The organism is Hydrogenophaga pseudoflava (assembly GCF_031020795.1).
GTDB lineage: Bacteria > Pseudomonadota > Gammaproteobacteria > Burkholderiales > Burkholderiaceae_C > Hydrogenophaga > Hydrogenophaga pseudoflava_A.
Genome location: NZ_JAVHJP010000012.1, coordinates 1 through 24,571, shown reverse-complemented (window position 1 = coordinate 24,571; position 24,571 = coordinate 1). Strand labels below are relative to the sequence as shown.

Annotated in this window: 27 protein-coding genes and 2 pseudogenes; 22 read left to right on the top strand and 7 right to left on the bottom strand. The window is 61.3% G+C overall.

All coding sequences use genetic code 11. From position 1 onward, the window contains the following. Positions 1 to 76: 76 nt before the first annotated feature. Both RCO38_RS23975 and RCO38_RS23970 read left to right on the top strand, forming a co-directional pair. A pseudogene (locus RCO38_RS23975) lies at positions 77 to 622 on the top strand (SAM-dependent methyltransferase); the annotation flags it as partial. Between the two features lie 809 nt (positions 623 to 1,431). Continuing rightward, the gene (locus RCO38_RS23970; protein WP_308331118.1) at positions 1,432 to 1,743 is read left to right on the top strand and encodes a DUF736 domain-containing protein; all 312 of its coding nucleotides are present in this window, start codon (positions 1,432 to 1,434) and stop codon (positions 1,741 to 1,743) included. Between the two features lie 58 nt (positions 1,744 to 1,801). On the opposite strand, the gene RCO38_RS23965 is transcribed toward RCO38_RS23970, so the two are convergent. Beyond that, positions 1,802 to 2,092 (bottom strand): helix-turn-helix domain-containing protein, encoded by a 291-nt coding sequence (locus tag RCO38_RS23965; protein ID WP_060986960.1) that lies wholly within the window; start codon positions 2,090 to 2,092, stop codon positions 1,802 to 1,804. Positions 2,093 to 2,404: 312 nt separating this feature from the next. Between RCO38_RS23965 and RCO38_RS23960 the strand changes: the two genes are divergently transcribed. Continuing rightward, positions 2,405 to 2,758: a DUF2958 domain-containing protein gene (locus RCO38_RS23960; protein WP_308331115.1), complete on the top strand. Its 354-nt coding sequence runs from the start codon at positions 2,405 to 2,407 to the stop codon at positions 2,756 to 2,758. On the opposite strand, the gene RCO38_RS23955 is transcribed toward RCO38_RS23960, so the two are convergent. Continuing rightward, positions 2,748 to 2,939 carry a hypothetical protein gene (locus RCO38_RS23955; protein WP_308331114.1) on the bottom strand — a complete coding sequence of 64 codons (192 nt, stop codon included), beginning with the start codon at positions 2,937 to 2,939 and terminating at the stop codon, positions 2,748 to 2,750. The genes RCO38_RS23960 and RCO38_RS23955 overlap by 11 nt on opposite strands. A gap of 111 nt (positions 2,940 to 3,050) precedes the next feature. On the opposite strand from RCO38_RS23955, the gene RCO38_RS23950 reads away from it, so the two are divergent. From RCO38_RS23950 to RCO38_RS23915, 8 genes are all read left to right on the top strand, one after another. After that, the gene (locus RCO38_RS23950; RefSeq protein WP_308331113.1) at positions 3,051 to 3,872 is read left to right on the top strand and encodes a DUF2285 domain-containing protein; all 822 of its coding nucleotides are present in this window, start codon (positions 3,051 to 3,053) and stop codon (positions 3,870 to 3,872) included. An 84-nt stretch (positions 3,873 to 3,956) separates the two neighbouring features. Then, complete coding sequence (locus RCO38_RS23945; RefSeq protein ID WP_304834951.1) at positions 3,957 to 4,265, top strand: helix-turn-helix domain-containing protein; 309 nt, start codon at positions 3,957 to 3,959, stop codon at positions 4,263 to 4,265. A 35-nt stretch (positions 4,266 to 4,300) separates the two neighbouring features. Continuing rightward, positions 4,301 to 5,146, top strand: a complete 846-nt coding sequence (locus RCO38_RS23940) for a replication initiator protein A (protein ID WP_308331111.1) — start codon at positions 4,301 to 4,303, stop codon at positions 5,144 to 5,146. 244 nt (positions 5,147 to 5,390) lie between these two features. Beyond that, entirely contained in the window at positions 5,391 to 6,029 is a 639-nt protein-coding gene (gene parA, locus RCO38_RS23935) for a ParA family partition ATPase (protein ID WP_308331110.1), read from the top strand. Beyond that, entirely contained in the window at positions 6,026 to 6,298 is a 273-nt protein-coding gene (locus RCO38_RS23930; protein WP_056265735.1) for a hypothetical protein, read from the top strand. Before parA ends, RCO38_RS23930 begins: the two co-directional genes overlap by 4 nt. Continuing rightward, positions 6,295 to 6,876 (top strand): DUF2840 domain-containing protein, encoded by a 582-nt coding sequence (locus RCO38_RS23925; protein ID WP_308331108.1) that lies wholly within the window; start codon positions 6,295 to 6,297, stop codon positions 6,874 to 6,876. The genes RCO38_RS23930 and RCO38_RS23925 overlap by 4 nt, the downstream gene beginning before the upstream one ends. Continuing rightward, positions 6,873 to 7,412, top strand: a complete 540-nt coding sequence (locus RCO38_RS23920; RefSeq protein WP_308331107.1) for a S26 family signal peptidase — start codon at positions 6,873 to 6,875, stop codon at positions 7,410 to 7,412. Before RCO38_RS23925 ends, RCO38_RS23920 begins: the two co-directional genes overlap by 4 nt. 271 nt (positions 7,413 to 7,683) lie before the next feature. After that, positions 7,684 to 9,639 carry a relaxase/mobilization nuclease and DUF3363 domain-containing protein gene (locus RCO38_RS23915; protein ID WP_308331106.1) on the top strand — a complete coding sequence of 652 codons (1,956 nt, stop codon included), beginning with the start codon at positions 7,684 to 7,686 and terminating at the stop codon, positions 9,637 to 9,639. Positions 9,640 to 10,093: 454 nt separating this feature from the next. Here RCO38_RS23915 and RCO38_RS23910 read toward each other — a convergent pair whose 3' ends face one another. Next, positions 10,094 to 10,873, bottom strand: coding sequence for an IclR family transcriptional regulator (locus RCO38_RS23910; RefSeq protein ID WP_308331105.1), 780 nt, complete (start codon positions 10,871 to 10,873; stop codon positions 10,094 to 10,096). Positions 10,874 to 11,022: 149 nt separating this feature from the next. On the opposite strand from RCO38_RS23910, the gene RCO38_RS23905 reads away from it, so the two are divergent. The 8 genes and pseudogenes from RCO38_RS23905 to RCO38_RS24305 all read left to right on the top strand — a co-directional run bounded on the left by RCO38_RS23905 (position 11,023) and on the right by RCO38_RS24305 (position 18,372). Further along, on the top strand, positions 11,023 to 12,297 hold the full coding sequence (locus tag RCO38_RS23905; protein WP_308331103.1) for an aromatic ring-hydroxylating dioxygenase subunit alpha: 1,275 nt from the start codon (positions 11,023 to 11,025) through the stop codon (positions 12,295 to 12,297). A gap of 41 nt (positions 12,298 to 12,338) precedes the next feature. Next, positions 12,339 to 13,319: a Bug family tripartite tricarboxylate transporter substrate binding protein gene (locus RCO38_RS23900; protein ID WP_308331102.1), complete on the top strand. Its 981-nt coding sequence runs from the start codon at positions 12,339 to 12,341 to the stop codon at positions 13,317 to 13,319. Between the two features lie 6 nt (positions 13,320 to 13,325). Continuing rightward, positions 13,326 to 14,105 carry an SDR family NAD(P)-dependent oxidoreductase gene (locus RCO38_RS23895; protein ID WP_308331100.1) on the top strand — a complete coding sequence of 260 codons (780 nt, stop codon included), beginning with the start codon at positions 13,326 to 13,328 and terminating at the stop codon, positions 14,103 to 14,105. 3 nt (positions 14,106 to 14,108) lie between these two features. After that, on the top strand, positions 14,109 to 15,083 hold the full coding sequence (locus tag RCO38_RS23890; RefSeq protein WP_308331099.1) for a PDR/VanB family oxidoreductase: 975 nt from the start codon (positions 14,109 to 14,111) through the stop codon (positions 15,081 to 15,083). A gap of 195 nt (positions 15,084 to 15,278) precedes the next feature. After that, positions 15,279 to 15,767 carry a tripartite tricarboxylate transporter TctB family protein gene (locus RCO38_RS23885; protein WP_308331098.1) on the top strand — a complete coding sequence of 163 codons (489 nt, stop codon included), beginning with the start codon at positions 15,279 to 15,281 and terminating at the stop codon, positions 15,765 to 15,767. A gap of 19 nt (positions 15,768 to 15,786) precedes the next feature. Then, positions 15,787 to 17,299 (top strand): annotated as a pseudogene (locus tag RCO38_RS23880) (tripartite tricarboxylate transporter permease). Positions 17,300 to 17,361: 62 nt separating this feature from the next. Further along, entirely contained in the window at positions 17,362 to 17,904 is a 543-nt protein-coding gene (locus RCO38_RS23875) for a hemerythrin domain-containing protein (RefSeq protein ID WP_308331096.1), read from the top strand. A gap of 186 nt (positions 17,905 to 18,090) precedes the next feature. Further along, complete coding sequence (locus RCO38_RS24305; RefSeq protein ID WP_374694583.1) at positions 18,091 to 18,372, top strand: LysR family transcriptional regulator; 282 nt, start codon at positions 18,091 to 18,093, stop codon at positions 18,370 to 18,372. Between the two features lie 126 nt (positions 18,373 to 18,498). Here the strand turns inward: RCO38_RS24305 and nadC are convergent, their stop codons facing one another. Genes nadC through RCO38_RS23855 form a run of 4 tightly spaced genes read right to left on the bottom strand, consistent with a single transcriptional unit; the run spans position 18,499 to position 21,623 of the window. Next, the gene (nadC, locus tag RCO38_RS23870) at positions 18,499 to 19,359 is read right to left on the bottom strand and encodes a carboxylating nicotinate-nucleotide diphosphorylase (RefSeq protein WP_308331094.1); all 861 of its coding nucleotides are present in this window, start codon (positions 19,357 to 19,359) and stop codon (positions 18,499 to 18,501) included. 22 nt (positions 19,360 to 19,381) lie between these two features. Continuing rightward, positions 19,382 to 19,837 (bottom strand): bacteriohemerythrin, encoded by a 456-nt coding sequence (locus RCO38_RS23865; protein WP_304835670.1) that lies wholly within the window; start codon positions 19,835 to 19,837, stop codon positions 19,382 to 19,384. A gap of 59 nt (positions 19,838 to 19,896) precedes the next feature. Beyond that, a complete protein-coding gene (locus tag RCO38_RS23860; protein WP_056277443.1) occupies positions 19,897 to 20,655 on the bottom strand; it encodes a TSUP family transporter in 759 nt (252 codons plus the stop codon). Continuing rightward, positions 20,652 to 21,623 (bottom strand): Bug family tripartite tricarboxylate transporter substrate binding protein, encoded by a 972-nt coding sequence (locus RCO38_RS23855; protein WP_308331091.1) that lies wholly within the window; start codon positions 21,621 to 21,623, stop codon positions 20,652 to 20,654. Before RCO38_RS23855 ends, RCO38_RS23860 begins: the two co-directional genes overlap by 4 nt. A gap of 180 nt (positions 21,624 to 21,803) precedes the next feature. Here RCO38_RS23855 and RCO38_RS23850 point away from each other — a divergent pair, with 180 nt between their 5' ends. Genes RCO38_RS23850 through RCO38_RS23840 form a run of 3 tightly spaced genes read left to right on the top strand, consistent with a single transcriptional unit; the run spans position 21,804 to position 24,492 of the window. After that, the gene (locus RCO38_RS23850; RefSeq protein WP_105749405.1) at positions 21,804 to 22,766 is read left to right on the top strand and encodes a PDR/VanB family oxidoreductase; all 963 of its coding nucleotides are present in this window, start codon (positions 21,804 to 21,806) and stop codon (positions 22,764 to 22,766) included. Positions 22,767 to 22,774: 8 nt separating this feature from the next. Further along, positions 22,775 to 23,968, top strand: coding sequence for a Gfo/Idh/MocA family protein (locus RCO38_RS23845; protein WP_308331090.1), 1,194 nt, complete (start codon positions 22,775 to 22,777; stop codon positions 23,966 to 23,968). Between the two features lie 8 nt (positions 23,969 to 23,976). Beyond that, a complete protein-coding gene (locus RCO38_RS23840) occupies positions 23,977 to 24,492 on the top strand; it encodes a MarR family winged helix-turn-helix transcriptional regulator (protein ID WP_056277456.1) in 516 nt (171 codons plus the stop codon). Positions 24,493 to 24,571 lie beyond the last annotated feature (79 nt).

Below are 24,571 nucleotides of genomic sequence, written 5' to 3'. Positions count from 1 at the left end.
GGCAACTCGCCAGTCAGGTCTCCATGGTGGTGGCCTGACTTAAACCAACCGGCCTCCACGATTCCCGGGGCGGTTCAGCTCGGTGTTTACCGAGCAGGCGAAACGCCGAGCTGTAGAACTCGGTGTTGCAGATCAAGTCAAGTTCATCCATGGCGACGCTGCTGGCTATGTCTCGGATGAAAAGGTCAGAGTAGCAGCCTGCGTCGGAGCAACTTGGATCGCCGGTGGTGTGGCCGGCACGATCGAGCTTCTGGCTCAGAGCACATGCAAAGAAGGAATCATCCTTGTCGGCGAACCCTACTGGCGACAGCTTCCGCCGACAGAGGGTGTTGCAAAAGGGTGTCTTGCCAATTCAGTTTCCGACTTCTTGATGCTCCCAGAACTTCTCGCGTCTTTCGCCCGCCTTGGCTACGACGTAGTTGAGATGGTTCTGGCTGACCAAGATGGCTGGGACAGATACGAGGCAGCCAAGTGGCTGACCATGCGTCGTTGGCTAGACGCCAACCCTGACGACGACTTGTTCAAAGAAGTGCGCCTTCTACTGACCTCGGAACCCGAGCGTTACGCCACCTACACGCGAGAGTATCTGGGTTGGGGTGTATTCGCGCTCATGCCAAGGTGAAAAACTTCAACTAGCGACCAATCTTGCGGCGTAAGAAAAAGTCCACCGGCATCACGCGACTGTTTTTGATGCGATGACTATGCCTCAATAGTGTTGCGTGTCGGCGCCCTGCGCCGCCAGGCTCTCGGGCTGCGCCCCGTGCCGTCATAGCCGTCACGGCCCTTCGGCTTCGATCCTTCACGCCTGCGCGCTCCGCTTGCCTGCGCGGGCCGGAAGGGTTCGTGATCCGGCATCTGGCCCTGCATCACCTCGCCATATGAGCCGGGTGCTACGCCCTTGCTCGCTGCGCTGGGTTGCTTGGCATGCCGTCCTCCCCCACGATGGCGGGCGATTGGCCGAGGTAGTCGAGGTGACCGCGACACGCAGCTGGGTATGGACACCGTCCTGGTCGAACTTGACAGGCGACGCGCGATGCGAGGCGCCGGGTGGATGCTGCAGTGGCTTCTCGCGTCGTTGCGACCCGACCGATGACACAAGGGTGGTGGCCGCTGAAGTCTCACCGCAGGCTTGGTGAACGTGCTCGGCCATGAACCTTTCGGAAAAGGTGCGTCCCAGGCGTCCTTGTCTCGTCGTGAATCCTGGCGGGGTCGCGGCTGCGCCTCGGGCTTGATGGCCGCAACCGTACGGCCCAAGAAATTTCCCCTCCGCTGCGCGGATTCCTCGCGAGGCAAATTTCCCGTGCCTGCCGGTCCTTCACGCTGTTGCGGCCCCTTCACTGCGCTGCGGGGTGCAGCCCGCCCGTCCCCCGCCTGACGGATCACAACAAGGACGCGATGGGCGCGACCTTGGCAACCCGAAAGGAAATCATCATGGCCAACATCGGCATCTTCAGCGCTCAGAACGACGGCTTCATCGGCACTGTTCGCACCCTCACGCTCAACGTCAAGGTCAAGTTCGTGCGCAACGACAAGGGCAGCGAGAACGCCCCCGACTACCGCATCCAGGCCGGCACCGGCTACGACATCGGCGCCGCCTGGAAGAAGGTCAGCCAGTCCGAGCGCCCCTACCTCTCGGTGACGCTGGACGACCCCTCGTTCCCGGCCACCATCTACGCCCGCCTGATCGAGGAAGAAGATGGCACGCACAACCTGATCTGGTCGCGCAGCAAGCCCACGGCCTGACGGCCGGTCCGATCCCGCCGCCCTGGCGGGATCGCCGCTGCAGGCCGAGCCTGCAGTCTCAGGCCTCGGCCGAACCCAGTTGGGCTTCGGTCGCGGCCATCAGGTCGGTTGCACCGCACTCCAGCGCAGCCGCGATCTTGAAGATCAGCGGCAGCGAGGGGATGTGCTCGCCGCGCTCGATCTTGCCCATGTGCGAGCGCTCGATACCCGCCCGGTGCGCCAGCGCCTCCTGCGCCATGCCCTGCCCCGAGCGCAGCGCACGCACCGCCGCGCCGAAGGCTTGCGCCAGTTCGGCATCGAAGGTGGTTGCACCGGCCGGACGGCCAGCCTGGACAGGACGCTTCTGCATGGACAGAAGCGTCCTGTCGAGAGAAAATTAAAACCACGTTATCTTTAACTCATTGGCGATTTGAGCTGCCGCTTTGGTGAATCTCCGTATGGGTGTTTTCGTGCTTTTGCGTAACACTCGTGTGTCTACGTAAACCCCCAAAGCCGCATTGGCTCATTCGAGCATTCACGTCATGCCGACTTTCAGCCTTCGTGCAAGGGTGCTTTTCTGCAAAAGCGCCTCTGCGTCTTTCCGGGGAGGCACGAAAGCGGCTTCGCGATTCGGTGCTTCTGATGCAACACGTGTTTCCGCGCTGCGCCACGCACCCTGACCATGCCGACTGAACCCCTTGTGACCGACGAGCAGCGCGCGCAGTTGCTGGAGAACGGACATGCTCGCGCCGCTAACGCTCAAACCGACCTGTGGCCCGTTGTGCGCCTGTTCACGCCGGACGCGCACGCGACCTGGCTGCTCGCAGCGCTCGACCCAGCCGATGGCGACACCGCTTGGGGGCTGTGCGACGTGGGTATCGGCATGCCCGAACTGGGCACCATCAAGCTGTCGGACCTCGCGACCATCGTCGGACCTCAGCGGCTGCCAGTGCGGCGCGACCTGCACTTCCATGCCGTACGGCCGATGTCGGAATACCTGCGGCTGGCACAGGCCAACGGCTCGGTCACGGATTGAGCAAAGGATCGACGTACGCGTCAGCCCCCTGGGTCTGAGTGTTGCTGATGCCATTCCCGGTCACGATCCAGACCGAAATGGACATGACAAACACGCTGCACCACGCCATGGTCAGTCTTGCCACGATGGTCTTCCACCACGTGGCCGTCGCTTCGGGCGCGATCTTGGCGAGCCCGGCCACGATCGGACGATGAAGCACCGCACTGCCCCTCACGACTGGATCGCCGACCGATGAACCCGTAGCCCTTGCCGGCCGATGCGACGTTCCCGCACAAGAACAGGGAGTTCGCATATGGTCAATCTCAAGGACGGCCAGCAGGCCGCTCGGCCGCCGCCCTGGCACGCCAGCGCGGCCTACCTCTACGTGCTGCACTTGGACGGCCCAGCTCTGGCCTGGGAGTACCTGCGGCGCCACCCCGGCTACCGCCAGGCCTGGCGCGCGCAGGCGGCTGACGCCGCGCAGCCCTGGGGCTTGCGCATACTGGAAGACCCGGCGCTGGATGCGCGCGAAGCGCTGCCCGACTGGCTCAACGCCCGGGCCTGCGCCATTCGCGTGATACCCGACGATGACCCTGCACCCGAGGCTTCCCCTTTTGAACTCTGGCGCCTGCCGGGTCGCAAGCAGTTGCAGCACGATGGCCAAGGCCTTGTGCTTGCCGCGCGCTGGCCCGGGTGTGGTGTGCGCCTGATGCTGGCGCCCGAGTTGCACGATGGCATGCCGAACGCCTTCGCCATGCGCGCCTGCCGAGAGCCCTGTGCACGTTACCGTGATCTGGCGAACGATCTGGACCAGCTGGCCACCGCCAGTCGCTGCGAGCCCTCAGCCGCAACCTGTCCGCGGCCCAACCCCAGTGCGCTGCAGGGTTTGCTGACCCTGCAGGCCCTGGACGCTAACCAGGCGGGCGCCTCATTGCGGGAGATCGCCGAAGGGCTGTTCGGCTCGACCGAGGCCGCGTCCGACTGGCACGCCGACAGCGCACTGCGCGCCCGCGTACGGCGCCTGGTACAGCGTGGCCGCTATCTGTTGGATGGCGGCTACCGCGAGCTGGCCGGTATCGATCAGCTTGCCTCTCCGCCCCTGGGACGAAACAGTCCCACCTCAGATCGTCCCTGAGCAAAACGCCAACGTTTCCTGAGACTGCCTCCACCTGCCTGCAACCCCGCAGGCGGGCCTTCCTGACCGATGGAGGCGCCTCTCATGCGACCCTTTCCCTTGCGGCCTGCCGCCGCACCCACTCACCCGCCGCAGGCTACCGCACAAGCTGCGGCCAAGCCGCAACCGCCGCGCTACCTCACCAACGACGAGGCCGCCGACTACCTGCGCCTGTCGCCGCGCACGCTGGAGAAACAGCGCGTCATTGGCGGCGGACCGCGGTTCCGCAAGTTCGGCCGGCGCGTCATGTACGCCGTCACCGACCTCGACACTTGGGCCGACCAGCGCAGCTTCGAGGCCACCTCCGACCCCGAGTACGCCGAGCACCACTCGGCCGACAGCCGTGCACGCTGAGGGGCGCTACGCGCCCTCCCCCTTGCCAACGGCCGATGACCTTGCCAGCACCACGCCTCCAGCGCCCGACGGAACAGCTCGACCTGTTCCGCGCGCTGCCTGGCGACATGGCGCCGCGCGACAGCCAGGACCTGATGGCCTACCCCTTCTTCTCGCTGGCCAAGTCCCGGCGCACCAAGCCCATCGACTTTCGCAGCGGCAACGTCGCCATCCGCGTGGAAGGCACGCAGGAACACGGCATCGCCACCATCTGGGACGCCGACATCCTCATCTGGGCCGCCAGCCAGATCGTCGAGGCGCGCGACGCCGGCATCACCACCTCGCGCCTGATGCGCGCCAGGCCCTACGAAATCCTGCGCTTCATCGGGCGCGGGGTCTCGCTGCGCGACTACCAGCGCCTCAAGGCTGCGCTCGATCGCCTGCAGTCCACCACCGTGGCCACGTCCATCCGCGAGACCACCGGCCGACGCCTGCACCGGTTTTCGTGGATCAACGAGTGGAAGGAACTGGCCGACGCCCGCGGCACGCCGCTGGGCATCGAGCTGATCCTGCCGGACTGGTTCTACGCGGGCGTACTGGACGCCGCCCTGGTGCTGACCATCGACCCGGCCTACTTCGACCTCACCGGCGGCATCGAGCGCTGGCTTTATCGCCTGGTGCGCAAACACGGTGGGCATCAGCCCGCTGGTTGGCAGTTCGACTTCAAGCACCTGCACCGCAAATCGGGCAGCACGGCGAAGCCGCACGACTTCGCCTGCGACCTGCGCGCCCTGGTGGCGCGGCAATCCATGCCCGGCTACCGCCTGGGCATCGTGCGCATGCCGGGCACGGGCGCCGAAGTGCTGACCTTCCGGCCGGTGCCGCCCACGGCACGGGGATAAGCGGTTCATGGCCTGTGGACGGGCTCGTGCCATCGGGCGTGCGCAGCCTCGTGCCATCAGGCGTGTGTCCATCGTGCCATCAGGCGTGCCGATCGGCCGCCAGCCCAATGGCGGTGCGGCTTTGCACCTCCCGTAACTGCTCTAACCAAAATCATCTAACTGGTGGTGGGAGGGCGCCGTTTCGGTGGACAAGTGCGGGCCGGCACGCCGCTACCGCCTCGCTTTGAGCAAGAGGAGTAACGCCATGATCCTGGCCCTACTCAACCAGAAAGGCGGTGTGGGCAAGACCACGCTGGCCACCCACATCGCGGGCGAACTCGCGCTGCGCGGCCAGCAGGTGGTGCTGCTCGATGCCGACCCACAGGGTTCGGCACTGGACTGGACCCAGCGCCGCAGCCAGCAGGGCCTGCCCCGGCTTTTCAGCGCCGTCGGCCTGGCCCGCGAAACCCTGCATCAGGAGGCTCCGGAACTCGCCCGCCGGGTCGATCACGTCGTCATCGACGGCCCGCCGCGCATCGCGGCGCTGGCGCGCTCCGCCTTGCTGGCGGCCGATCGCGTGGTCATCCCGGTGCAACCCAGCCCCTACGACCTGTGGGCCAGCGCCGAGATGGTGGCGCTGATCAAAGAAGCCCAAGTGTTCCGCCCGACGCTGCACGCGGCCTTCGCCATCAACCGGCGCGTCAGCACCACCGTCATCGGCCGCGAAGCGCGCCAGGCGCTGGCGGAACAGCCGCTGCCCGCGCTGCGTTCGGAAGTGCACCAGCGCATCGTGTTCGCCGACAGCGTGGCCGCCGGCCGGCTCGCTTGTGAAACCGCGCCCGACAGCGCCGCTGCGCGCGAGGTGGCTGCACTGGTCGATGAACTGCTGCGGTGGCCGGCATGACGGAAGAACGCACGCAGCGTGGCAAGCGCATCGCCATTGGCTCACGTCCACCCGCCAACCCGCAGGCCGAGGCCTGGGTACGCCAGGGTGATGGCGAAAGTCTGCAGAAAGGCGACCTGTTCACCGCCCGCCTGACGCTGGACGTCACGCCCGCCATGCGCGCGCGCATCAAGGTCTCGGCGTTCACCCAAGGCACCACCGTGGCCGAGTTGCTGCGCGCCTTGCTGGAGCGCGAATTCCCTCAATCCCGTTCGGAGACATCCCCATGAACATGCAATTCACGCCCGATGGCACGGTCGCGCACGGCGCAGCACGTTCGTCGCTGCCGCAGCCCCTTGCGCTGCAGCACAAACCAGCCGATACCCCACCACTGACCCGCGTCTCGCTGGCCTATGTCCACCAGCGGTTCAACCTCTACCTGCGCTTTGGACAGCCGGAGCACACCGTACAGCTCGACCACTGGCGGCGCTGCGCCGTTTTCAAACCATTGGCCATGTTCTGCCGCGTGCGCTGGCAGGCCAATGACCATGGCACGACGCTGTGGCAGTTGATGGTGCTGCAGGCCGGCAATCCGCTGGATACCTTGCAGCGACTGCCCGGTGTGCGCCCGGGCGCTCGCATGTTGCTGCACGCAGAAGGCGAACTGAAGGTGCGCGCCGTACTGCAGCAGATCGACGCCATCGAGGCCCAAGGCATCGACGCCTGCACCGTCGCGCCCGCCTACTGGGGCACGCTGGGCAACCGCCTGGCTGCCTGGACTTCTGGGCCATCGGCCGCTCCGCTGCAATTGCCTGCCTACACCGCCGACCGTCACGCTTCGTTGCGGACCACGAGAGCCCTGTCATGACCGGCTCACAAGCATCCAGAACGGCAATCGCCTGTTCCGCCGCAATCGGCTTGGCGGCACTCGCCTGGGCTTCTTTCGCCAAACCCTTGCCGCGCCTGATCTACAACCCGTCGGACAGCGTTCCGGTAGGCTGGTACCGCGTCGATCCGCTTCCGCGGCAGACCGCCCATCTCCAAGTCGGCAGCGTTGTGCTCGTCCACCTGCCTGCCGAAGCCGCTGCACTGGCCGCACAGCGCGGCTACCTACCGGTGCACTTGCCGCTGCTCAAGCGCGTGGGCGCCGTGGCGCCGCAACACGTGTGCATCACCGGACAGGTTCTGCGCATCGACGGGCACACCGCCGCCACCACATTGAGCGTAGACCGCATGGGCCGCCCGCTGCGCGGCTGGCCGCAGTGCCGCCGCCTGCGGGCTGGCGAGGTTTTCCTTCTCAGCACGACAAATCCGGCGTCGTTCGACAGCCGCTACTTCGGGCCGGTGCGCGCCGCCGATGTGATCGGCATTGCGCAGCCGCTATGGCTGCAGGAGCAGCCATGACGGCCGCACGACGGCAGTCGTCGCTGCCACCGGTGCATCGCCTCACCGTGCCCGCCGACCCGGTGGGCGGTGTGAATGCACGGGGAAAGATGCAGGGCAAGATAAAAGGCCGCGGCACCCGGCCGCTTGAAAACCCTGTCTGCACATGGGGTTGGCGCGGCACGCGCCAAGGGGTAGCGGCGTGCCGCGAGAGTGCGCAATGCCGCATCGGCATTGGAGAAGGCGCGTGCTTCGCCCGCTTGACTGCGCCGGTCTTGGATGGAGTCGCCCGATGAGCCGCAGCAATGACGACCACTTTCGGATCCGTCCCGGCACGCCGAAACAGCGCGGCGACGCCTTCATCAATAAGGTGCTGCGCCAGACCAACAAGGCCGGAGCCAAGCTCGGCAATACGATTGATAAAGCCGGCCAGCGGCCGGGTTCCCGGCTGGGGCGAGGCCACGTCGCGGCCCGTTTCGCCGGGGCCTCGCTCACGCCCAACGCTCGCCGCGTGACGATCAAGGCGCGACTGGTCCATCTGGCCAAGGCCGGTCCGCGCTCAGCCGCTACGCACCTGCGCTACATCGAACGCGAAGGGGTTGATCGCCAAGGCGGGCCGGGCCACGCCTATGGCCCGACGACAGACGCGGCGGACACCGCCGCTTTCGAGGAGCGCGGACGCGAGGATCGCCACCAATTCCGCTTCATCGTCTCACCGGAAGACGCCGAACAGCTCGATGACCTGCGCACCTATACCCGGCACCTGATGGCGCAGATGGAGGCCGACCTTGGCACGCGACTGGACTGGGTAGCGGTGGACCACTGGAACACTGACAACCCACACACGCACGTCGTCCTGTGTGGTAAGGATGACACCAATAAAGACCTCATCATCTCGCGTGACTACATCGCCGAGGGGATGCGCCACCGGGCCGCCGAACTGGCGACTGAATGGCTGGGACCGCGCACCGAATTGGAGATCCACCGCACCATGCAGCGCGAAGTCGATCAGGAGCGGTGGACGGGGTTGGATCGCACCTTGCAGCGCGTGGCCATGGACGGCCTTGTGGGTGCGGAGACGCTGGCCGAGCCCCGGCTGCAACGCCAGCGGCAAGTGCTAATCGGGCGCCTACAGCGGTTGCGGAGCATGGGTCTGGCAAACGAGCAACTCCCCGGCACTTGGGCCATCCATGCAGAGGCTGAACCCACGCTGCGAGCCATGGGCGAACGCGGAGACATCATCCGCACCATGCAGCGCGCCATGAGTGGAAAGCAACGCGAGCTGGCCGTGTTCCAGCCCAGCGAGGATGGCCGCGCCATTGTCGGCCGGGTGATCGGCAAGGGACTGGCCGACGAAATGTATGACAAAGGCTATCTGATCGTCGATGGCACGGATGGCAAGGCGCACTACGTCGCGCTGCCGCCGCGGTCGGAACTGGAGCAATACCCAACCGGCGCCGTGGTGGAGGTGAAAGGTTCGACCGACATGCGCGCGGCCGACCGGAACATCGCAGCGCTGTCGGTGGACGGCATCTATCGCACCGACCATCACCTTGCGCTTGCGCAGAGCCAGGCTACGCCCGACCGTGACCCGCGCGACGTAGTGGCGGCGCATGTGCGCCGGCTCGAAGCCCTGCGTCGCGCCGGGATCGTGGAGCGTGTCAACGAAGGCGTCTGGCGCGTACCCGACGGCCTGGCCGAGCGCGGCCGTCAGTACGACGCGCAGCGTCTGGGCGGTGGCGTGTCCGTGGAACTGAAATCACACTTGCCCATCGAGCAGCAGGCTCGTGTGATCGGCGCGACCTGGCTGGATCAGCAGTTGATCGGCGGCGGTAATGGGCTGGGCGACGTGGGCTTTGGCAGCGAGGTCAAGGATGCACTGCAACAGCGTGCCGAGTTTTTGGCCGAACAGGGGCTGGCTGAGCGACGCGGGCAGCGTGTGATTTTGGCGCGCAATCTGTTGGCGACGTTACGCGGACGCGAGTTGGCAAAGGCCGCACAGGACATTGCAAAAATGACCGGATTGGAGCATCGCCAGGTATCCGACGGTCGGCGCGTGGCTGGCATCTATCGCCGCAGCGTCGTGCTGGTCAGCGGTCGCTTTGCGGTGCTCGATGACGGCATAGGGTTCAGTCTGGTGCCTTGGAAAGGGGCAATCGAGCCTTGGCTAGGACACAATCTCGCAGCGACTGTGCGCGGCAACCAAGCCTCCTGGGAATTGGGCAGGCAGTTGGGGGCGACACTATAGATTGAGGATGTTCGCTTGGGCGGTGGAGTTTTGAACCGCCCCGGAGCGGTTCCAGCGCATCGAACAATTGCGCCGCAACCGCATACCCATGCACCGCGACGGTCAGGCGCAGCGTGACCACCAACAGCCAATGGATGGCTAGGCTGCGCCTTTCCAGGCTGAGAGCGCGAATGCTCATTTTGCCCGTCGTTCACTACGAGCACGACACGCCAAGATCCATGCTGCACATGGACACCAAGAAACTCGGATGCATCAAGCGCACCAGCCAGCGCACCAACTGCAACCGCCGCAACACTGTCCATGACACTGACTGGAGTTTGCTCATGAGGCCATGAATGCGCTGCTACACCATGTCCTACCACCCGTTGCCCTTTACGGCCTCTTTGAGCAACATGCTTTCGCAACGAAACACAGGGTGTCATCCACCACCCGAACCGGGGCCTCTATGGCAAATTTAACTGGTCATCGCACCAGCTTTCGCCGAGAGTTCGCGCGAAGCATCAAGCAACAACGCCACGATCTGCTGCACGCGCGCATCGTCCAAGCGCGCGCTCGGGCCATAGACTGCAAGAGACCCAATCACCTTGCCTGCAGCGGTACTGAACGGCACGGCCATGGCCACTGCGCCCAGAATGAGCTCGTCTCGACTGATGGCGTAGCCCAACTCTCGGATGCGCCCCAGTCCTTCAAGGTAAGCCGGCTGTTGATCAGGCGGCACTTTGCCGTCGAGGTAGCTCGCCACATCCTTCACAAAGGCCAGGATCGCACGCCCGCTCGCCCCCAGTATCACGCTCTCGCTGTGCCCCACGCCACGCTTGAAGCTTAGCGGCTGCGGACTAGGAATTTCCGCCACGCAGACACGCTCCCGTCCATGGTGAACCAGCAGCGCAACGGTCTCGCCGGTCTGCTCCCACAGGCGGCGCATCATAGGCTGCGACAACTCCGCTAGGTCTAGGCCTGAAGTCCAGACGTGGGCTAGGTGTGCCACTGAGGGTCCGAGCTGGAAGCGCTGCGGCTCTCCCGTGGCCACTATGAAGCCACGCAACTCCAGGGTCTTCAGCAAGCGGTAAAGGGTGGGTCGGCTTAAGTCGACACGCCGCAAAAGTTCGCTTGCGCTCAGTTGCCGGTCTCCCGCCCGAAAGGCCAGCAGGATGTCAAGCGCGCGATCCACCGAGCGCACCCCCTCTCCCGATTTTTCGGCTGGCCCCCAACGGGCGGTGCTTTCGTTGCTCATGATCGTCCCGTCTGCCTAGTGCTGGTAGGTGGTGATTGTACGAATTACGTCCACCAGACGGACACGACGTCCATTTTCTATGACATGAATCAAACCGCCAAGATAATGGACAGGCGTCTCATCTGACGTACACCATTAGGAGACCCCAAATGAACAAGGAAATGTCTGAAACGCTTACCCGCGTCGGTCCCGGCACGCGCATGGGCAACCTGCTGCGCCGCTACTGGGTGCCAGCGCTGATGTCGAACGAGATCGCCGAGCCGGATGGTCCGCAGGTACGCGTACAACTGCTAGGCGAAAAGCTGCTCGCGTTCCGCAATTCCGACGGCAAGGCCTGCTTGATCAGCGAGTTCTGCTCCCACCGGGGTGTGTCGCTGTACTTCGGCCGCAACGAGGAAAACGGTGTTCGCTGCGCCTATCACGGCGTCAAGTTCGATGGCATGGGCAAGTGCGTGGACGTGCCGTCATCGCCCCAGGCTTGCGCCCGGATGCACATCAAGGGCTACCCCTGCATTGAGCGCGGCGGCATCGTTTGGACCTACATGGGTCCGGCCGACCAGCAGCCTGCACCGCCTGAACTTGAGTGGTGCACGTTGCCACCCGAGCATGTGTTCGTGTCCAAACGGCTGCAGTATTCGAACTATCTCCAAGCCATGGAAGGCGGCATCGACACCGCGCACGTGTCATATGTGCACAGCTTCGAGGTGGATGGCGACCCTATGCACCAGGGCGTCAAGGCGCTGGACTACATCAAGGCCGACGGCAACGTGAGCTTCGAGATCGAAAAGCAGCCCTTCGGACTGAGCCTGTTCGGCCGTCGGCTTGGCGAGCCCGACTCCTACTACTGGCGCATCACGCAGTGGTTGTTCCCTTGGTTCACGCTGATCGCGCCATTTGGCAATCACGCGCTGGGAGGCCACGTTTGGGTACCGATCGACGACCACAACTGCTGGGCTTGGAGCATCAACTGGCAGCCTAATCGACCGCTCACGGTCGAGGAGCGCACCGCGATGGAGGCCGGCAAGGGTATCCACGTCGAATACGAGGCACCAGGTAGCTTCATCCCGAAATTCAGCCGCGACAACGACTACGGTATGGATCGCAAAGCCCAAAAGGACAAACGCTCCTACAGCGGCATTTTCGGCTTCGCGGCCCAGGACTACTCGTTACAGGAAAGCATGGGCCCCATCCAGGACCATGAAGCAGAAATGCTGCTGCCAACCGATAAGGCCATCGTGATGGCCCGGCGCATGCTGCACGAAGCCGCATTGGGCCTTGAGCAAGGCGACACACCGCCGGCGCTGAACGCCAGTGAACAACACGTGCGTCCTGCCGGAGTGCTCCTGCCCCGAGACCAGGACCCCGTCGAATGGGCACGCCAGAACCTAGCCGACGCCACCAGCAAGCCAGTCTTCAGCCTTTGACGACATCCCTTGCCATCCCTACGACAAAACGGAGACAACCCATGACATTCATACGCAGGCTATTCGCCGCAATACTGATCGCCACTGCGACGACCTCTTCCGCCTGGGCTCAGGGCACGCCAAACTGGCGTCCCACCAAGCCTGTACGCATCATCGTACCTATCGTCGGTAGCACCAACGATGTGTTGGCCCGTCTGATCGCCCCGGAGTTGCAGAAGGCATTCGGCCAACCCTTCGTGGTGGAGAACAAACCCGGCGCTGGCGGCAACATCGGCGCTCTAGAAGTCTCGCGCGCTGCGCCAGATGGCCATACGCTGCTGGTAGGCTACAACGGACCGCTGGCGATCAACGTAACGCTGTTCGACAAGATGCCCTACGACCCGACCAAGGACTTGGCACCCATCACGCTGGCAGTCAAATCGCCTCAGTACCTGGTGGCAAATCCTGCGGCTGGCTTCATCAACGTGAAGGACTTCATCGCCAAGGTCAAGGCTGAACCTACCCGGTTTTCCTACGGCTCCGTGGCCATGGGTAGTGCTTCGCACCTGACCATGGAGATGATGAAGTCTGCGGCCGGCTTCCACATGACGCATATTCCCTATCGCGGCGCTGGTCCTGCTGTCACCGATCTGATCGCAGGCAACGTGCAGGCGGGCTTCTTCGTACCCGGCAACGTGCAGGGCTTCGTGAAGGAAGGCCGTCTCAAGCTGCTGGCCTCTACTGGCCAAAAGCGCTTCCCAAGCACACCGGATGTTCCAACGCTCGCTGAGTCGGGACTCAAGGACTTCGAGGCCACTTCATGGATCGGCTTCCTCGCGCCGCCAGCCACACCACCGGGAATCATCAATCGTTACAACGAAGAGATCGTTCGCATCCTGAAGTCACCAGAAACACAGAAGCGATTGCACGAGATGGAGTTCGAGATCGTCGCCAGCAGCCCCAAGGAGTTCAGTGACTGGATTGGCACTGAGATTGGGCGCTGGGGAAAAATCATCAAGAGCACCGGCGCCAAAGCGGAGTGAGCTGAGATGAGAACTTCCCGACTGGCGGGGCGCACCGCGCTGATCACCGGCGCTGGCGCTGGCATCGGCGCGGCCGCCGCAGCGATTTTCAGCCGCGAAGGTGCGGCAGTAATGATGGTGGATGCGAACACGCAAGCGCTGGAGAGCACACGTGCCTTGATCGAACAAACGCAGCCCGACGCACGACTAGCGTGCATGGCGGCCGACGTGGCAGACGAGGCCGCAGCCCTCGCGTCGGTAGCTCAGTGCATCGCGCTCTGGGGCGGGCTGGACATCCTAGTTAACAACGCCGCTATGCGCAACTACAGCGCAGCCGCCGATGCAACTCCCGCCGAATGGCAGGCCATGGTCAACGTCAACTTGGTGGGCATGTCCAACTATTGCCGCGCAGCGCTACCAGCGCTACGGCATTCCGGCATCGGCAGCATCGTCAACGTCTCCTCATGCTATGCAGTCACTGGCCGCAAGGGCATGGCGCTGTACGATGCGACCAAGGCCGCGCAACTGGCCTATACGCGCACGCTGGCCTTCGAGGAGGCATCGCACGGCATACGCGCCAATGCCGTCTGCCCCGGTTCGACGTTGACTGACTTCCACCTTGGCCGCGCGAGCAACGCCGGCAAGAGCGTAGATCAGCTCAAGACCGAACGCAAGGACACCTCGCTGGTCGGCCGCTGGGCCGACCCCGCCGAGATCGCTTGGCCCATCCTCTGGCTCGCATCAAGCGAGGCCTCATTCATCACCGGCACCACGCTGATGGTCGATGGCGGCCTGCACATCATGTAAGTCATGGCCACAACCACTCTGCAGGCGCTCGTCTTCCAGATGCGCCACGAAGCCACGGGCATCATCAGTGTAGAACTGCGCCCCACTGCGCCAGCATCTGCATTCCCCGCTGCCGACGCTGGCGCGCACATAGACCTACACCTCGGCAACGGTCTTGTGCGCAGCTATTCCCTCATCAACCCGGGGGAGGCACATCGCTACGTTGTGGCGGTGCTCAACGACCGACGCAGCCGGGGCGGCTCACGTTTCGTACACGAACAGCTTCGCGTTGGCCAGGTGATCACCCTCGGCGGACCGCGCAACCATTTCCGACTGGACGCGGATGCGCAGCACAGTGTGCTACTGGCCGGTGGCATTGGCATCACACCGACCTACGCCATGCTGCAGCGCCTCGCGGCTCTAGGGCGCGAGGCGCACCTCGTCTATTGCGCGCGAAGCCGTTCCGAGGCGGCCTTCCTGGCCGAAATCGAGGCCCTTGCCAGCGCAAGTGACGCCCGGCTTTCGCTGCGATGCCATTTCGACGACGAGCAAGGAGGACCGCCAGACCTCGAACGCTTGCTCGCAGGCCATCCACCGGACACGCACTTTTATTGCTGCGGCCCCGGGCCCATGCTCGACGCCTACGAACGCGCTTGCGAGCGCTTGGGACAGCACAACGTGCACCTAGAGCGCTTTGCTGCTACCACGACGGTCGCCCTAGCGACACCCGCCAGTGGCTACACGGTAGAACTGCGCAGGAGTGGCCGCACGGTCCAGGTGCCACCCGGCATGTCCCTGCTCGACGCGCTCATCGAGGCCGGCCTCAACCCCGACCACAGCTGCCGCGAAGGCGTGTGCGGTGCGTGCGAAACCAAGGTCATCTCGGGCGATGTCGATCACCGCGACCAACTGTTGTCCAAGCAGGAACGCACGGCCAACAAGTCCATGATGATCTGCGTCTCATCTTGCCGCTCGGGCTGCTTGGTACTTGACGCCTGAAGTCCAGCACCTCGTTCACAGCAATTTCTCAGTCATCAGCTGATGACACAAGGTCGCTAGCGTGAGGCTCAGCCACGCCTTTTCAATCTGGTGACCTTGCAAGCCACTCCACGGAGTCTTTACTGGAAATTCACCTCGACAAGTCACCTTCTCAAGCAATATCATTAGCCATATAACTATAATTGGAGACGCACTGTGGCATTAGCCAGCCAGAAAGATTTTGTGTCCGGACTCATGTTCATGGCAGTGGGCGGCTCGTTCGCCTGGGGCGCCGTGGACTATGAAATCGGCGATGCCGCCCGCATGGGTCCCGGCTACTTTCCCTTCATGCTCGGCCTGATCCTGGTCTTGCTTGGGGTTCTGGTCACCTTCAACGCCTTCAAGTCCGGTCCGCCCGGGGGTGACAAGATCGGTGCGCTCGCCTGGCGTCCGCTGGTGTTCATTCTGGGTGCCAACCTGCTGTTCGGCGCGCTGCTGGTGGGTATCCCCGCCTTCGGCCTGCCGGCCTTTGGCCTGATCGTGGCGATTTTTGGCCTGGTGATCATGGCCGGCTATGCCCGCGAAGGCGCCAAGCTCAAGGAGTCGGTGATTCTCGCCACCATCCTCGCCATCGGTAGCTACCTGGCCTTCGTGAAGATGCTGAACCTGCAGTTCCCCGTGCTGCCCTGGTTCTTGGCCAACTGAACCCGAGGAGAACAACAACATGGATCTGATCAACAACCTCGCTCTGGGCTTTGGCGTTGCCTTCACCTTCCAGAACCTGATCTACGCCTTCATCGGCTGCCTGTTGGGCACGCTGATCGGCGTGCTGCCCGGCATCGGCCCGCTGGCCACCATCGCCATGCTGCTGCCGGCCACCTATGGTCTGCCGCCCGTGGCTGCGCTCATCATGCTGGCCGGCATTTACTACGGCGCCCAATACGGCGGCTCCACCACCGCCATCCTGGTGAACCTGCCGGGTGAATCCTCCTCGGTCGTGACGGTGATCGACGGTTACCAGATGGCCCGCAAGGGCAGGGCAGGCCCTGCGCTGGCCGCCGCTGGCCTGGGTTCGTTCTTCGCTGGTTGCGTTGGCACGCTGATCCTGGCGGGCTTCGCGGCACCGCTGACCGAGCTGGCGCTGGAATTCGGCCCGGCCGAATACTTCTCGTTGATGATCGTCGGCCTGATCGGCGCCGTGGTGCTGGCGTCCGGCTCGCTGCTCAAGGCCCTGGCCATGATCGTGCTGGGCCTGCTGCTGGGCCTGGTGGGCACCGACGTGAACTCTGGCGTCGCACGCTACAGCTTCGACATCCCCGAGCTGACGGACGGCATCAGCTTCCTGGCCATCGCCATGGGCGTGTTCGGTTACGGTGAAATCATCCAGAACCTCTCGCACCCCGACGAAAAGCGCGAAGTGTTCACCGGCAAGGTCAACGGCATCATGCCCACCGCTGAAGACTTCAAGAACATGATTCCCGCCGTGCTTCGCGGCACCGCGCTGGGTTCGGCGCTGGGCATCCTGCCCGGCGGCGGTGCGCTGCTGTCGGCCTTCACGGCCTACACCATCGAGAAAAAGACCAAACTCAAGCCGGGCGAAGTGCCCTTCGGTCAGGGCAACATCCGTGGCGTGGCAGCCCCCCGAGTCGGCCAACAACGCTGGTTCGCAAACCTCCTTCATCCCGCTGCTGACGCTGGGCATTCCGCCCAACGCCGTGATGGCGCTGATGGTCGGTGCCATGACCATCCACAACATCCAGCCGGGCCCGCAGGTCATGACCAGCAACCCCGAACTGTTCTGGGGCCTGATCGCCTCGATGTGGATTGGCAACCTGATGCTGGTGGTGCTGAACCTGCCGCTGATCGGCATCTAGATCAAGCTGCTGACCGTGCCCTACAAGTGGCTGTTCCCGGCCATCGTGCTGTTCTGTGCCATCGGCGTGTACTCGACCAACAACAACAGTTTCGACATCTGGATGGTGGCGCTGTTCGGGCTGATCGGCTACGGCTTCATCAAGCTCGGCTGCGAACCTGCGCCGCTGCTCCTGGGCCTGATCCTGGGCCCGATGATGGAGGAATATCTGCGCCGTGCACTGTTGATCTCGCGTGGCGACTGGTCGGTGTTCGTCACCCGTCCGCTGTCCGCCAGCCTGCTGGTAGTGGCCGCGATCCTGCTGTTCGTGGTGCTGATGCCGTCTGTTAAGAAGAAGCGTGAAGAAGCTTTTGTCGAAGACTGAAAGTACCCTAGTACCTGAGGTAATACCTACGTTTCACTAAATGACCACACGAGGCTTTCAACATGACCAATGAATTAAATGACCATCCACTTGACAATTTCTCAAACTGCCACGAAGGAATTATTTCACACCTGAATAAATTTGAACAGATCACCAACTTTGTTGAGGCTGCTACAAGCGCTAGGAAAATAGCCGAAGACACCATTGCATTCTTCAGGGCCGCTGTATTTGATCATCATGCAGAAGAAGAAAGAGATCTATTTCCGGCCGTCCTTGCCAGCGCAATGCCTGGCGAGGAGCAGTCCATCGTCCAGATGATGGTAGACAGACTCACAGCAGAGCACCGCGAAATCGAGTCCCAGTGGGTTCGTATGGAGCCGAATCTTTTGAGACTTGCCAAAGGGCATCTTATAGAAATCGATGGCGCGGCAGTTCAGAAGCTCGTGGCTCAATACACTGCACATGCAAGTATGGAAGAGCGCGAATTCTTACCTCTGGCGGAGAAGATCCTTGGTCGGACGGATCCCGAAATGGCAAAACTCGGGCTTGCTCTACATACACGCCATGTCGTTCGTGCGGCACGTCGCGGCTTGAGAGGCTCCTGATTGAAAAATGACGAACCCTTAAAACCAAGATTTTAATTTTGGGCACAATGTGAACTGAAAGCACCACAAAAAGAGACAAGCACCTATACCCAGCAAAAGAATGAGAATGATGCACTTACAGAAAAATTTCAACTTCAGCCACAGAAAGCCTACTACCTGATTAGTAGTTAATCACCAATCAGGCACATGCAAACCATTCTAGTATTTGATGATCTTCGCGCTTTTGTCGTCGTGGCACAGAGCCAAAGCATATCTCAAGCCGCAGCGAAGCTGGATCTTGCGCAACCTGCTCTGAGCAGACGCTTAATGCGTCTTGAAAAGTGTGTAGGCACACGCCTAATCGATCGGAAATCTCGAGGAATCACACTGACTCAGGAGGGGCGTACCTTCTTTAAAGACGCTCAGGGTGCTGTCTCAGCGGTGGTTACCATGGAGAAAAATCTCCCATCATTCAGACATAATCACTGAATGGCTTGTGACGTTTCAGCATCCCTCAGCAATGGGTATGTGCACAGACTCACGCTCCACAGACATGCCAATCACCATTAGGAGTCCGGCCTAAAAGTCAAACCGGTATCCGTCTACGGTAGCGGGTCAATTTCGCTGTTGCTCAACGGGTTTCTCCTGAAATCGCAAAGAGAAATCTACCGCATCTACATCCTTGATCAATGCGCCAACCGAGATTCTATCCACCCCCGTTTCGGCATACGTTCGAAGGTTTTCGTAGGTAACTCCACCAGATATCTCAAGACTGCAGCGACCTTTGGCCAACTCCACACAAGCTTTAATTTCTTCGAGTGACATGTTATCCAGCAACACCATCTTCACCCCTGCATTGAGGGCCTCCTCAAGTTGCCGAAGGGTTTCGACCTCCACTTGAATGAACGAGACTAGGGATTCGACCTTGAGCGCTGCATTGAATGCGGCGGCAAGTCCACCCATGGCCGCAATGTGATTCTCTTTGATCAAGATCGCATCAAAAAGCCCCATACGATGGTTCATTCCACCACCGCATCGCACCGCATACTTTTCTGCCGCTCGCAATCCTGGTATTGTTTTTCTGGTGTCCAGAATCCTCGCTGCAGTTCCCTCCACGGCTTCAACATAGTGGGCCGTCTTGGTGGCAACAGCACTGAGCGTTTGCAGCCAATTCAAGCATGTTCGTTCAGCAGTCAGTAGCTCGCGTGCCACACCTTCGATCTCAACCACTTTTTGTCCTGGTTCGCATCGATCTCCGTCATCCAGAAACCAGCGAGGCCGAGCGTTCGGTGCTATCTGCCGAAGCACCTCGTCGACCCAGGGACGACCACAGATGACGGCGGATTCCCTGCAGATGATGGCGGCAACCGCCCTGCGATCTGCGGGGATGAGCGCCGCCGTCAGGTCTCCCGTGCCCACATCCTCTTCCAGTGTGCGTTGGACATCCGCGTGGACTTGTTCATCAAAGGTCATCATATGAAGAGGTGTTGGATATGTTTTAGGTTTGCTCAGCAGCAGACTGATTGCTCCTGATGTTACGACGCAGGACCACAGGCTTACCGCCCAGGGTACGTTTGCACATCCAGTGCGCCAAGGCCGAGTCGAGGTAATCCGCATGACCGGGGAACCAGGCGGCCAGTTCGCTACCCAGTCGGCGGCAAACAGCCACGTTGCCGACGGCCAGTTGTCGCCTGACCTCATGGATGCTTTTCAACACGGCGGCGTGTTCGTTGATGTGACACTCACTGGCAGGGAAGTCGGTATCGCGCATCCAGCGGTTTTCCATCTCGAAATGGTCTTCACAGTGCAGGGCAAGCGTGTTGAGTACGCCCTCCAGGTCGGCTTCTTCTGCCCGTTGAAGCGCCTCCACACATTCGACGAATTCCCGGTGTACCAAGTCCATGGGTGTGAACCCAAGAAGGTAGCCATCATCCCAACTGATTGCTGAATTCATTGGTCACGTTACTCATAAAAAGGAAACAGTTCTCCCCTGCTCCATGTGGTCAGATGTGGTTACTTGGTGATGAGCAACACGGAGAGCGCGGTCAGCAGCCCCAGCAGCAGACGTCGAAACACGGTTTCACTGAGCCGATGACGAAGCAATCTTCCCATTCGAAGGCCGACGAACATGGGAATCAGGGCGAGGCAGGACAGAGCGACCTCAGTCCAACCAAAGCGTCCGTACCACATCATGGTCCCGTACATGGGTACAGAACCTAGAAGATAGATGATGCTGATGGACCTGATGAACTCGTCTTTGTGCAGCTTGAGTGCCAAGAGGTAGGCAATGAGTATGGGGCCCGTCAAGGTCGAGACGCCAGCCATTACGCCTGCGACCCCGCCAACCAGAGGCCCCATCCACCGCTCCTGGCTAGGGTTCACCCGAAAAGTTGCTCCAACGGCCATCATTCCTACGGCGACCATCACGACGATTGCTAGCAGAACATTGAAGCCCTGCACAGACAAGTTCCTTGTTAAATGGATAGCTGCAAGCGTCGCGACGAACTGGCAGACCAACAAGCCACCAAAACGCCGCAATCCCTCATTCAGCCTCTTGCCTTCAATGGCCTGCCACAGATTCGAAAGCAGGACCGGCATGACGAGCAGTCCCATCGCCCTTGGTGCAGGTAGAAGAAGCGACAGCAAGGGAAGCACCACAAGCGGCAGCCCCACTCCCAGAGTTCCCTTGACCAGCCCCCCCAGCACGATGGCTCCAAAGCATGCAAACCAAAGTACAAGGAGGGACAAAGCAACACCATCGACAGGCATCATTCAGCTTTGAGCTCTGCGTGCTTTCCTGCTTTCGCCATTGCTTGATTTTCTTGCTCGATGACTTTCCGGTAGACATCGCCACCAGCCCCTACGGGTTCGATACCGGCGATCTGGAACTTCTCGATGACATCAGGCAGTTTCACAACTTGTGCAATCTCATCAGCCACCTTTTTGGAGATCTCAGGTGGAGTCCCCGTTCGTGCCAGCACGCCAACGGAGACTGAAAAGTCAAACCCCGGGATGGTTTCTGCAATCGAAGGGGTATCGGAAGCAGAAGCTGAACGCTTGGGTGCGTTGCTGGCCAACACAATGACCTGACCACTTTTTACGAACCCCATCATGGACGGCAAAGCGGCAAACAAGAAGTCCACTTGCCCCCCAACCAGCGCCGGAACCGACTGACTCGATCCACGGAACGGAACGTGGACCATTGAAAGTCCAAGCTCCGACTTCAAAGCTTCCATTGTGAGGTGGTGCGTGCTTCCAATCCCCGAAGACCCATAGGTGAACGCTCCAGGCTCCTTCTTGGCGCGAGCCACAAACTCCTGAAAGGTCTTGACTCCACTTTTAGGGTGCGCCACCAAGAACAAAGGCGAGCGGGCAATCAGCGACACAGCCTGCAGATCCTGTCCGACAGCGTACTTGGCCGCCTTGTTGATCTGCGGAGTAATGGACAGCATGGAGCCATCGGAAACAATGAAGCTATACCCGTCGGCCGGCAGCGCGGCGAGTGTTTGTACCGACACGACGCCGTTACCCCCGGGCTTGTTTTCCACCACAAAGCCCTGCTTCATCCGCTCCGAGAGCTTTTGCGCGATGACCCGCGCCACGGTGTCAGGCAAGCCGCCAGGAGCATAGGGCACGATGAACTTGACCGGGCGGTTGGGGAAGTCACTCGCCTGCGCCTGCGAAAGACTGCACGCAAGGATGGTCGTCACAGCCAAGGCAGCAAAAAAACGTCGTTTCATGGATTGTCTCCGTTGGTGGGGTTGAAGCGAATCACCAAGCATTTCTGCCTTGCCCCCGGAAAGAGCATGTGCGACAGTGCTTGTTTTTTTCTTAGATAACTAAGATAATCAATTTTTCCCTCTTGTTTGACCTTTGTCAAGAGTGGATACCACCATGTTTTCTAAGCAAGATCACAGACCATGACTACAGACGAGACAATGCGCCCCCTCTTGGTGACCCACAAGGAGTTCATCGCTACAGACACCGTTCTTTTCGAACTGAAATCCCCTGACTCTTTGCCTCTGGCCCGCTTCACGGCGGGAGCGCACATTGCTGTACGGGTTCCCAATGGGGCGATGCGCCACTACTCTCTGTGCAGTAACCCCGATGAGGCAGACCACTATCAGCTCGCGGTCAAACGAGAAGCGGACGGCCGGGGGGGATCGCAGAGTCTGGTCGATGAGGTGAACGTGGGGGATACGCTCATGGCCGGCACCCCAAGCAATTTGTTCGGGCTGAGCGACAAGGCGAAGAGTTTCATCCTCGTAGCGGGCGGCATAGGCATTACGCCGATGCGCGCCATGATCCATTCACTGCGAGCGGAAGGCTTGCGCAGTTTCAAGCTCTACTACCTGACTCGCACACCTGAGTCAGCCGCCTTTCTGAACGAGCTGCGCTCGCCTGAACTTGCCAGCAGTGTGGTTGTCCATCACACCCACGGCGATCCCGCAAAGACATTCGACTTGTGGTCCGTTTTCGAGAAACCTCAGGCGGGTGTGCATGTCTACTGCTGTGGCCCCAAGCGTTTGATGGATGAGGTCAAGGACATGACTGGGCACTGGCCCAGCAGTGCGGTGCATTTCGAGAGCTTCGGTGCGGATACGAAACCCCACGCAGACGACAAACCATTCGAGGTCGAGTTGGCCAAAGCTGGCAAGACGCTACTGGTACTGGCCAACCGCAGTATCCTGGACGCGTTACGAGACCATGGCATCAGGGTGCCGAGTTCGTGTGAGAGCGGAACATGCGGCTCATGCAAAGTCCGGTTGCTCAAGGGTGAGGCGGATCACCGAGATCTGGCATTGCTCCCGGAAGAGCAGGAAGATCACATCATGGTTTGCGTCTCCAGAGCGAAGTCCGACACGCTTGTCCTCGACCTGTGATGGCAACGATGCAACCGATCAAGCTTGGCGTCCTAGGACTTGGACGCGCATTTACGTTGATGATTCCAACCCTCAGCAAAGACCCCCGCATCGATCTGGTCGCTTGCTTCGATACCAATGCAGGTGCTTCAGCGGCTTTTTCGAAAGCGTTCGGTGGTGTCGCGCACACCTCTGCAGACGCACTCTGCGCAGACCCGAACGTCGAATGGATCTATGTCGCAACGCCTCACCAGTTGCACGAAGAACATGTACGTCTTGCTGCCAAGCATGGGAAACACGCGCTCGTCGAAAAGCCCATGGCGTTGTCGCTTTCGGAATGCGAGCGCATGCGGGAGACCTGCGAACAAGCAGGCACACAGCTGATCGTGGGTCACAGCCACAGTTTCAATGCCCCAGTGTTGCGCGCGCGCTCAATCATTGAGTCGGGGCGGTTTGGTCGTGTCCGCATGATTCAAGCCATGAACTTCACCGACTTCCTCTACCGGCCAAGACGTCCGGAAGAACTGGATACAACGAAAGGGGGTGGTGTTGTCTTCAGCCAGGCGGCACACCAGATCGATATCGTTCGATTGCTTGCCGGAGGAGAGGTCGCTTCCGTCTACGCTAGAACCGGGGGGTGGGACCGGCAGCGCCCCACCGAGGGAGCGTACACCGCCATTCTGAACTTTCGTTCCGGCGCCTTTGCCAGCGTGACCTACAACGGGTACGGTTTCTTTGACACCGACCCGTGGATGGGCGGCGTCGGCGAGATGGGGTGGCCAAAGAACACCGACACCCACCGACTCACCCGAGAAAAGTACCTGAGTACACAAGACGAAATTGCCGAAGCCCGTCGGAAAGCCAACCGGAATTTTGGTGGACCGGACTACGTACCAGATCTTAGAGGCGCACCTACCGCCTTTCAACACTTCGGGCCTGTCATCGCCTGCTGCGAACAGGCAGACCTCCGTTTGACGCCCTATGGCGTAGAAATTCACGACGTCCATGGCGTACACCTTGATGCGCTGCCACCGCAGGCGGTTCAACGTTCAGAGGTCGTGGACGAAATGTGGTCAGTGGCCAGGGAAGGTGCAGCGCCTACCCATTCTGGCGCCTGGTCCATGGCAACGATGGAAGTGTGTCTGGCGATCCTCGAATCGAGCAAGAAAGGAGGCGCTATCATTTTGGAGCACCAAGCCGCAGTACCCGCCATTCGGCGTTGACGCTCCCAATGACCAGCAAATCCATAGAAACACAAAGCCTTCTTCATCACTGGCGAGAATCGGTCCCCAACGATCGTCTCGCCCATCTAGTCCGTGATGTTGCGCGGGCTCAGATGCGTGCGCTTCAGTATCGTCTATCACCCTTCGGCGTGTCATTTGGACACTGGACGTTCCTCCGAATCCTTTGGATTCGCGACGGACTGACCCAGAAGGAGCTGAGCGATCTGGCGGGCGTGATGGAGCCGACGACCTTCTCGGCCGTGAAAGCCATGGAGCGAATGGGTTTCATTGAACGCAGGCACCTTCCCGGCAACAAGAAGAACATGCACGTTTACTTGACCGATGCTGGGCGCTCACTTGAACATGTACTTGTGCCCTTGGCGGAAGAGGTCAACGAGATCAGTGCCGATGGACTTCCCGATCGCACGCTTTCTTTGGTGAGGAATGCGTTGGTGAGGATGATTGAAAACTTGGCACATGAAGAAGAAACCCGCGCCACTCTAGTGGGCGACGCGGGCGACTGAAGGTATGCGTCCGGTTATCCCATCTTGACATGGGCCGCTCACAGATAGCTTAGCAAGAGATCAAGCCGCGGGTTTACAG

What these genes read in the sequence shown, in the direction of transcription:
- RCO38_RS23970 (WP_308331118.1), top strand. Translation starts at nt 1,432, where the DNA reads ATGGCCAACATCGGCATCTTCAGCGCTCAGAACGACGGCTTCATCGGC.
- RCO38_RS23965 (WP_060986960.1), bottom strand. Translation starts at nt 2,092, where the DNA reads ATGCAGAAGCGTCCTGTCCAGGCTGGCCGTCCGGCCGGTGCAACCACC.
- RCO38_RS23960 (WP_308331115.1), top strand. Translation starts at nt 2,405, where the DNA reads ATGCCGACTGAACCCCTTGTGACCGACGAGCAGCGCGCGCAGTTGCTG.
- RCO38_RS23950 (WP_308331113.1), top strand. Translation starts at nt 3,051, where the DNA reads ATGGTCAATCTCAAGGACGGCCAGCAGGCCGCTCGGCCGCCGCCCTGG.
- RCO38_RS23945 (WP_304834951.1), top strand. Translation starts at nt 3,957, where the DNA reads ATGCGACCCTTTCCCTTGCGGCCTGCCGCCGCACCCACTCACCCGCCG.
- RCO38_RS23940 (WP_308331111.1), top strand. Translation starts at nt 4,301, where the DNA reads ATGACCTTGCCAGCACCACGCCTCCAGCGCCCGACGGAACAGCTCGAC.
- parA (WP_308331110.1), top strand. Translation starts at nt 5,391, where the DNA reads ATGATCCTGGCCCTACTCAACCAGAAAGGCGGTGTGGGCAAGACCACG.
- RCO38_RS23930 (WP_056265735.1), top strand. Translation starts at nt 6,026, where the DNA reads ATGACGGAAGAACGCACGCAGCGTGGCAAGCGCATCGCCATTGGCTCA.
- RCO38_RS23925 (WP_308331108.1), top strand. Translation starts at nt 6,295, where the DNA reads ATGAACATGCAATTCACGCCCGATGGCACGGTCGCGCACGGCGCAGCA.
- RCO38_RS23920 (WP_308331107.1), top strand. Translation starts at nt 6,873, where the DNA reads ATGACCGGCTCACAAGCATCCAGAACGGCAATCGCCTGTTCCGCCGCA.
- RCO38_RS23915 (WP_308331106.1), top strand. Translation starts at nt 7,684, where the DNA reads ATGAGCCGCAGCAATGACGACCACTTTCGGATCCGTCCCGGCACGCCG.
- RCO38_RS23910 (WP_308331105.1), bottom strand. Translation starts at nt 10,873, where the DNA reads ATGAGCAACGAAAGCACCGCCCGTTGGGGGCCAGCCGAAAAATCGGGA.
- RCO38_RS23905 (WP_308331103.1), top strand. Translation starts at nt 11,023, where the DNA reads ATGAACAAGGAAATGTCTGAAACGCTTACCCGCGTCGGTCCCGGCACG.
- RCO38_RS23900 (WP_308331102.1), top strand. Translation starts at nt 12,339, where the DNA reads ATGACATTCATACGCAGGCTATTCGCCGCAATACTGATCGCCACTGCG.
- RCO38_RS23895 (WP_308331100.1), top strand. Translation starts at nt 13,326, where the DNA reads ATGAGAACTTCCCGACTGGCGGGGCGCACCGCGCTGATCACCGGCGCT.
- RCO38_RS23890 (WP_308331099.1), top strand. Translation starts at nt 14,109, where the DNA reads ATGGCCACAACCACTCTGCAGGCGCTCGTCTTCCAGATGCGCCACGAA.
- RCO38_RS23875 (WP_308331096.1), top strand. Translation starts at nt 17,362, where the DNA reads ATGACCAATGAATTAAATGACCATCCACTTGACAATTTCTCAAACTGC.
- RCO38_RS24305 (WP_374694583.1), top strand. Translation starts at nt 18,091, where the DNA reads ATGCAAACCATTCTAGTATTTGATGATCTTCGCGCTTTTGTCGTCGTG.
- nadC (WP_308331094.1), bottom strand. Translation starts at nt 19,359, where the DNA reads ATGATGACCTTTGATGAACAAGTCCACGCGGATGTCCAACGCACACTG.
- RCO38_RS23865 (WP_304835670.1), bottom strand. Translation starts at nt 19,837, where the DNA reads ATGAATTCAGCAATCAGTTGGGATGATGGCTACCTTCTTGGGTTCACA.
- RCO38_RS23860 (WP_056277443.1), bottom strand. Translation starts at nt 20,655, where the DNA reads ATGATGCCTGTCGATGGTGTTGCTTTGTCCCTCCTTGTACTTTGGTTT.
- RCO38_RS23855 (WP_308331091.1), bottom strand. Translation starts at nt 21,623, where the DNA reads ATGAAACGACGTTTTTTTGCTGCCTTGGCTGTGACGACCATCCTTGCG.
- RCO38_RS23850 (WP_105749405.1), top strand. Translation starts at nt 21,804, where the DNA reads ATGACTACAGACGAGACAATGCGCCCCCTCTTGGTGACCCACAAGGAG.
- RCO38_RS23845 (WP_308331090.1), top strand. Translation starts at nt 22,775, where the DNA reads ATGCAACCGATCAAGCTTGGCGTCCTAGGACTTGGACGCGCATTTACG.
- RCO38_RS23840 (WP_056277456.1), top strand. Translation starts at nt 23,977, where the DNA reads ATGACCAGCAAATCCATAGAAACACAAAGCCTTCTTCATCACTGGCGA.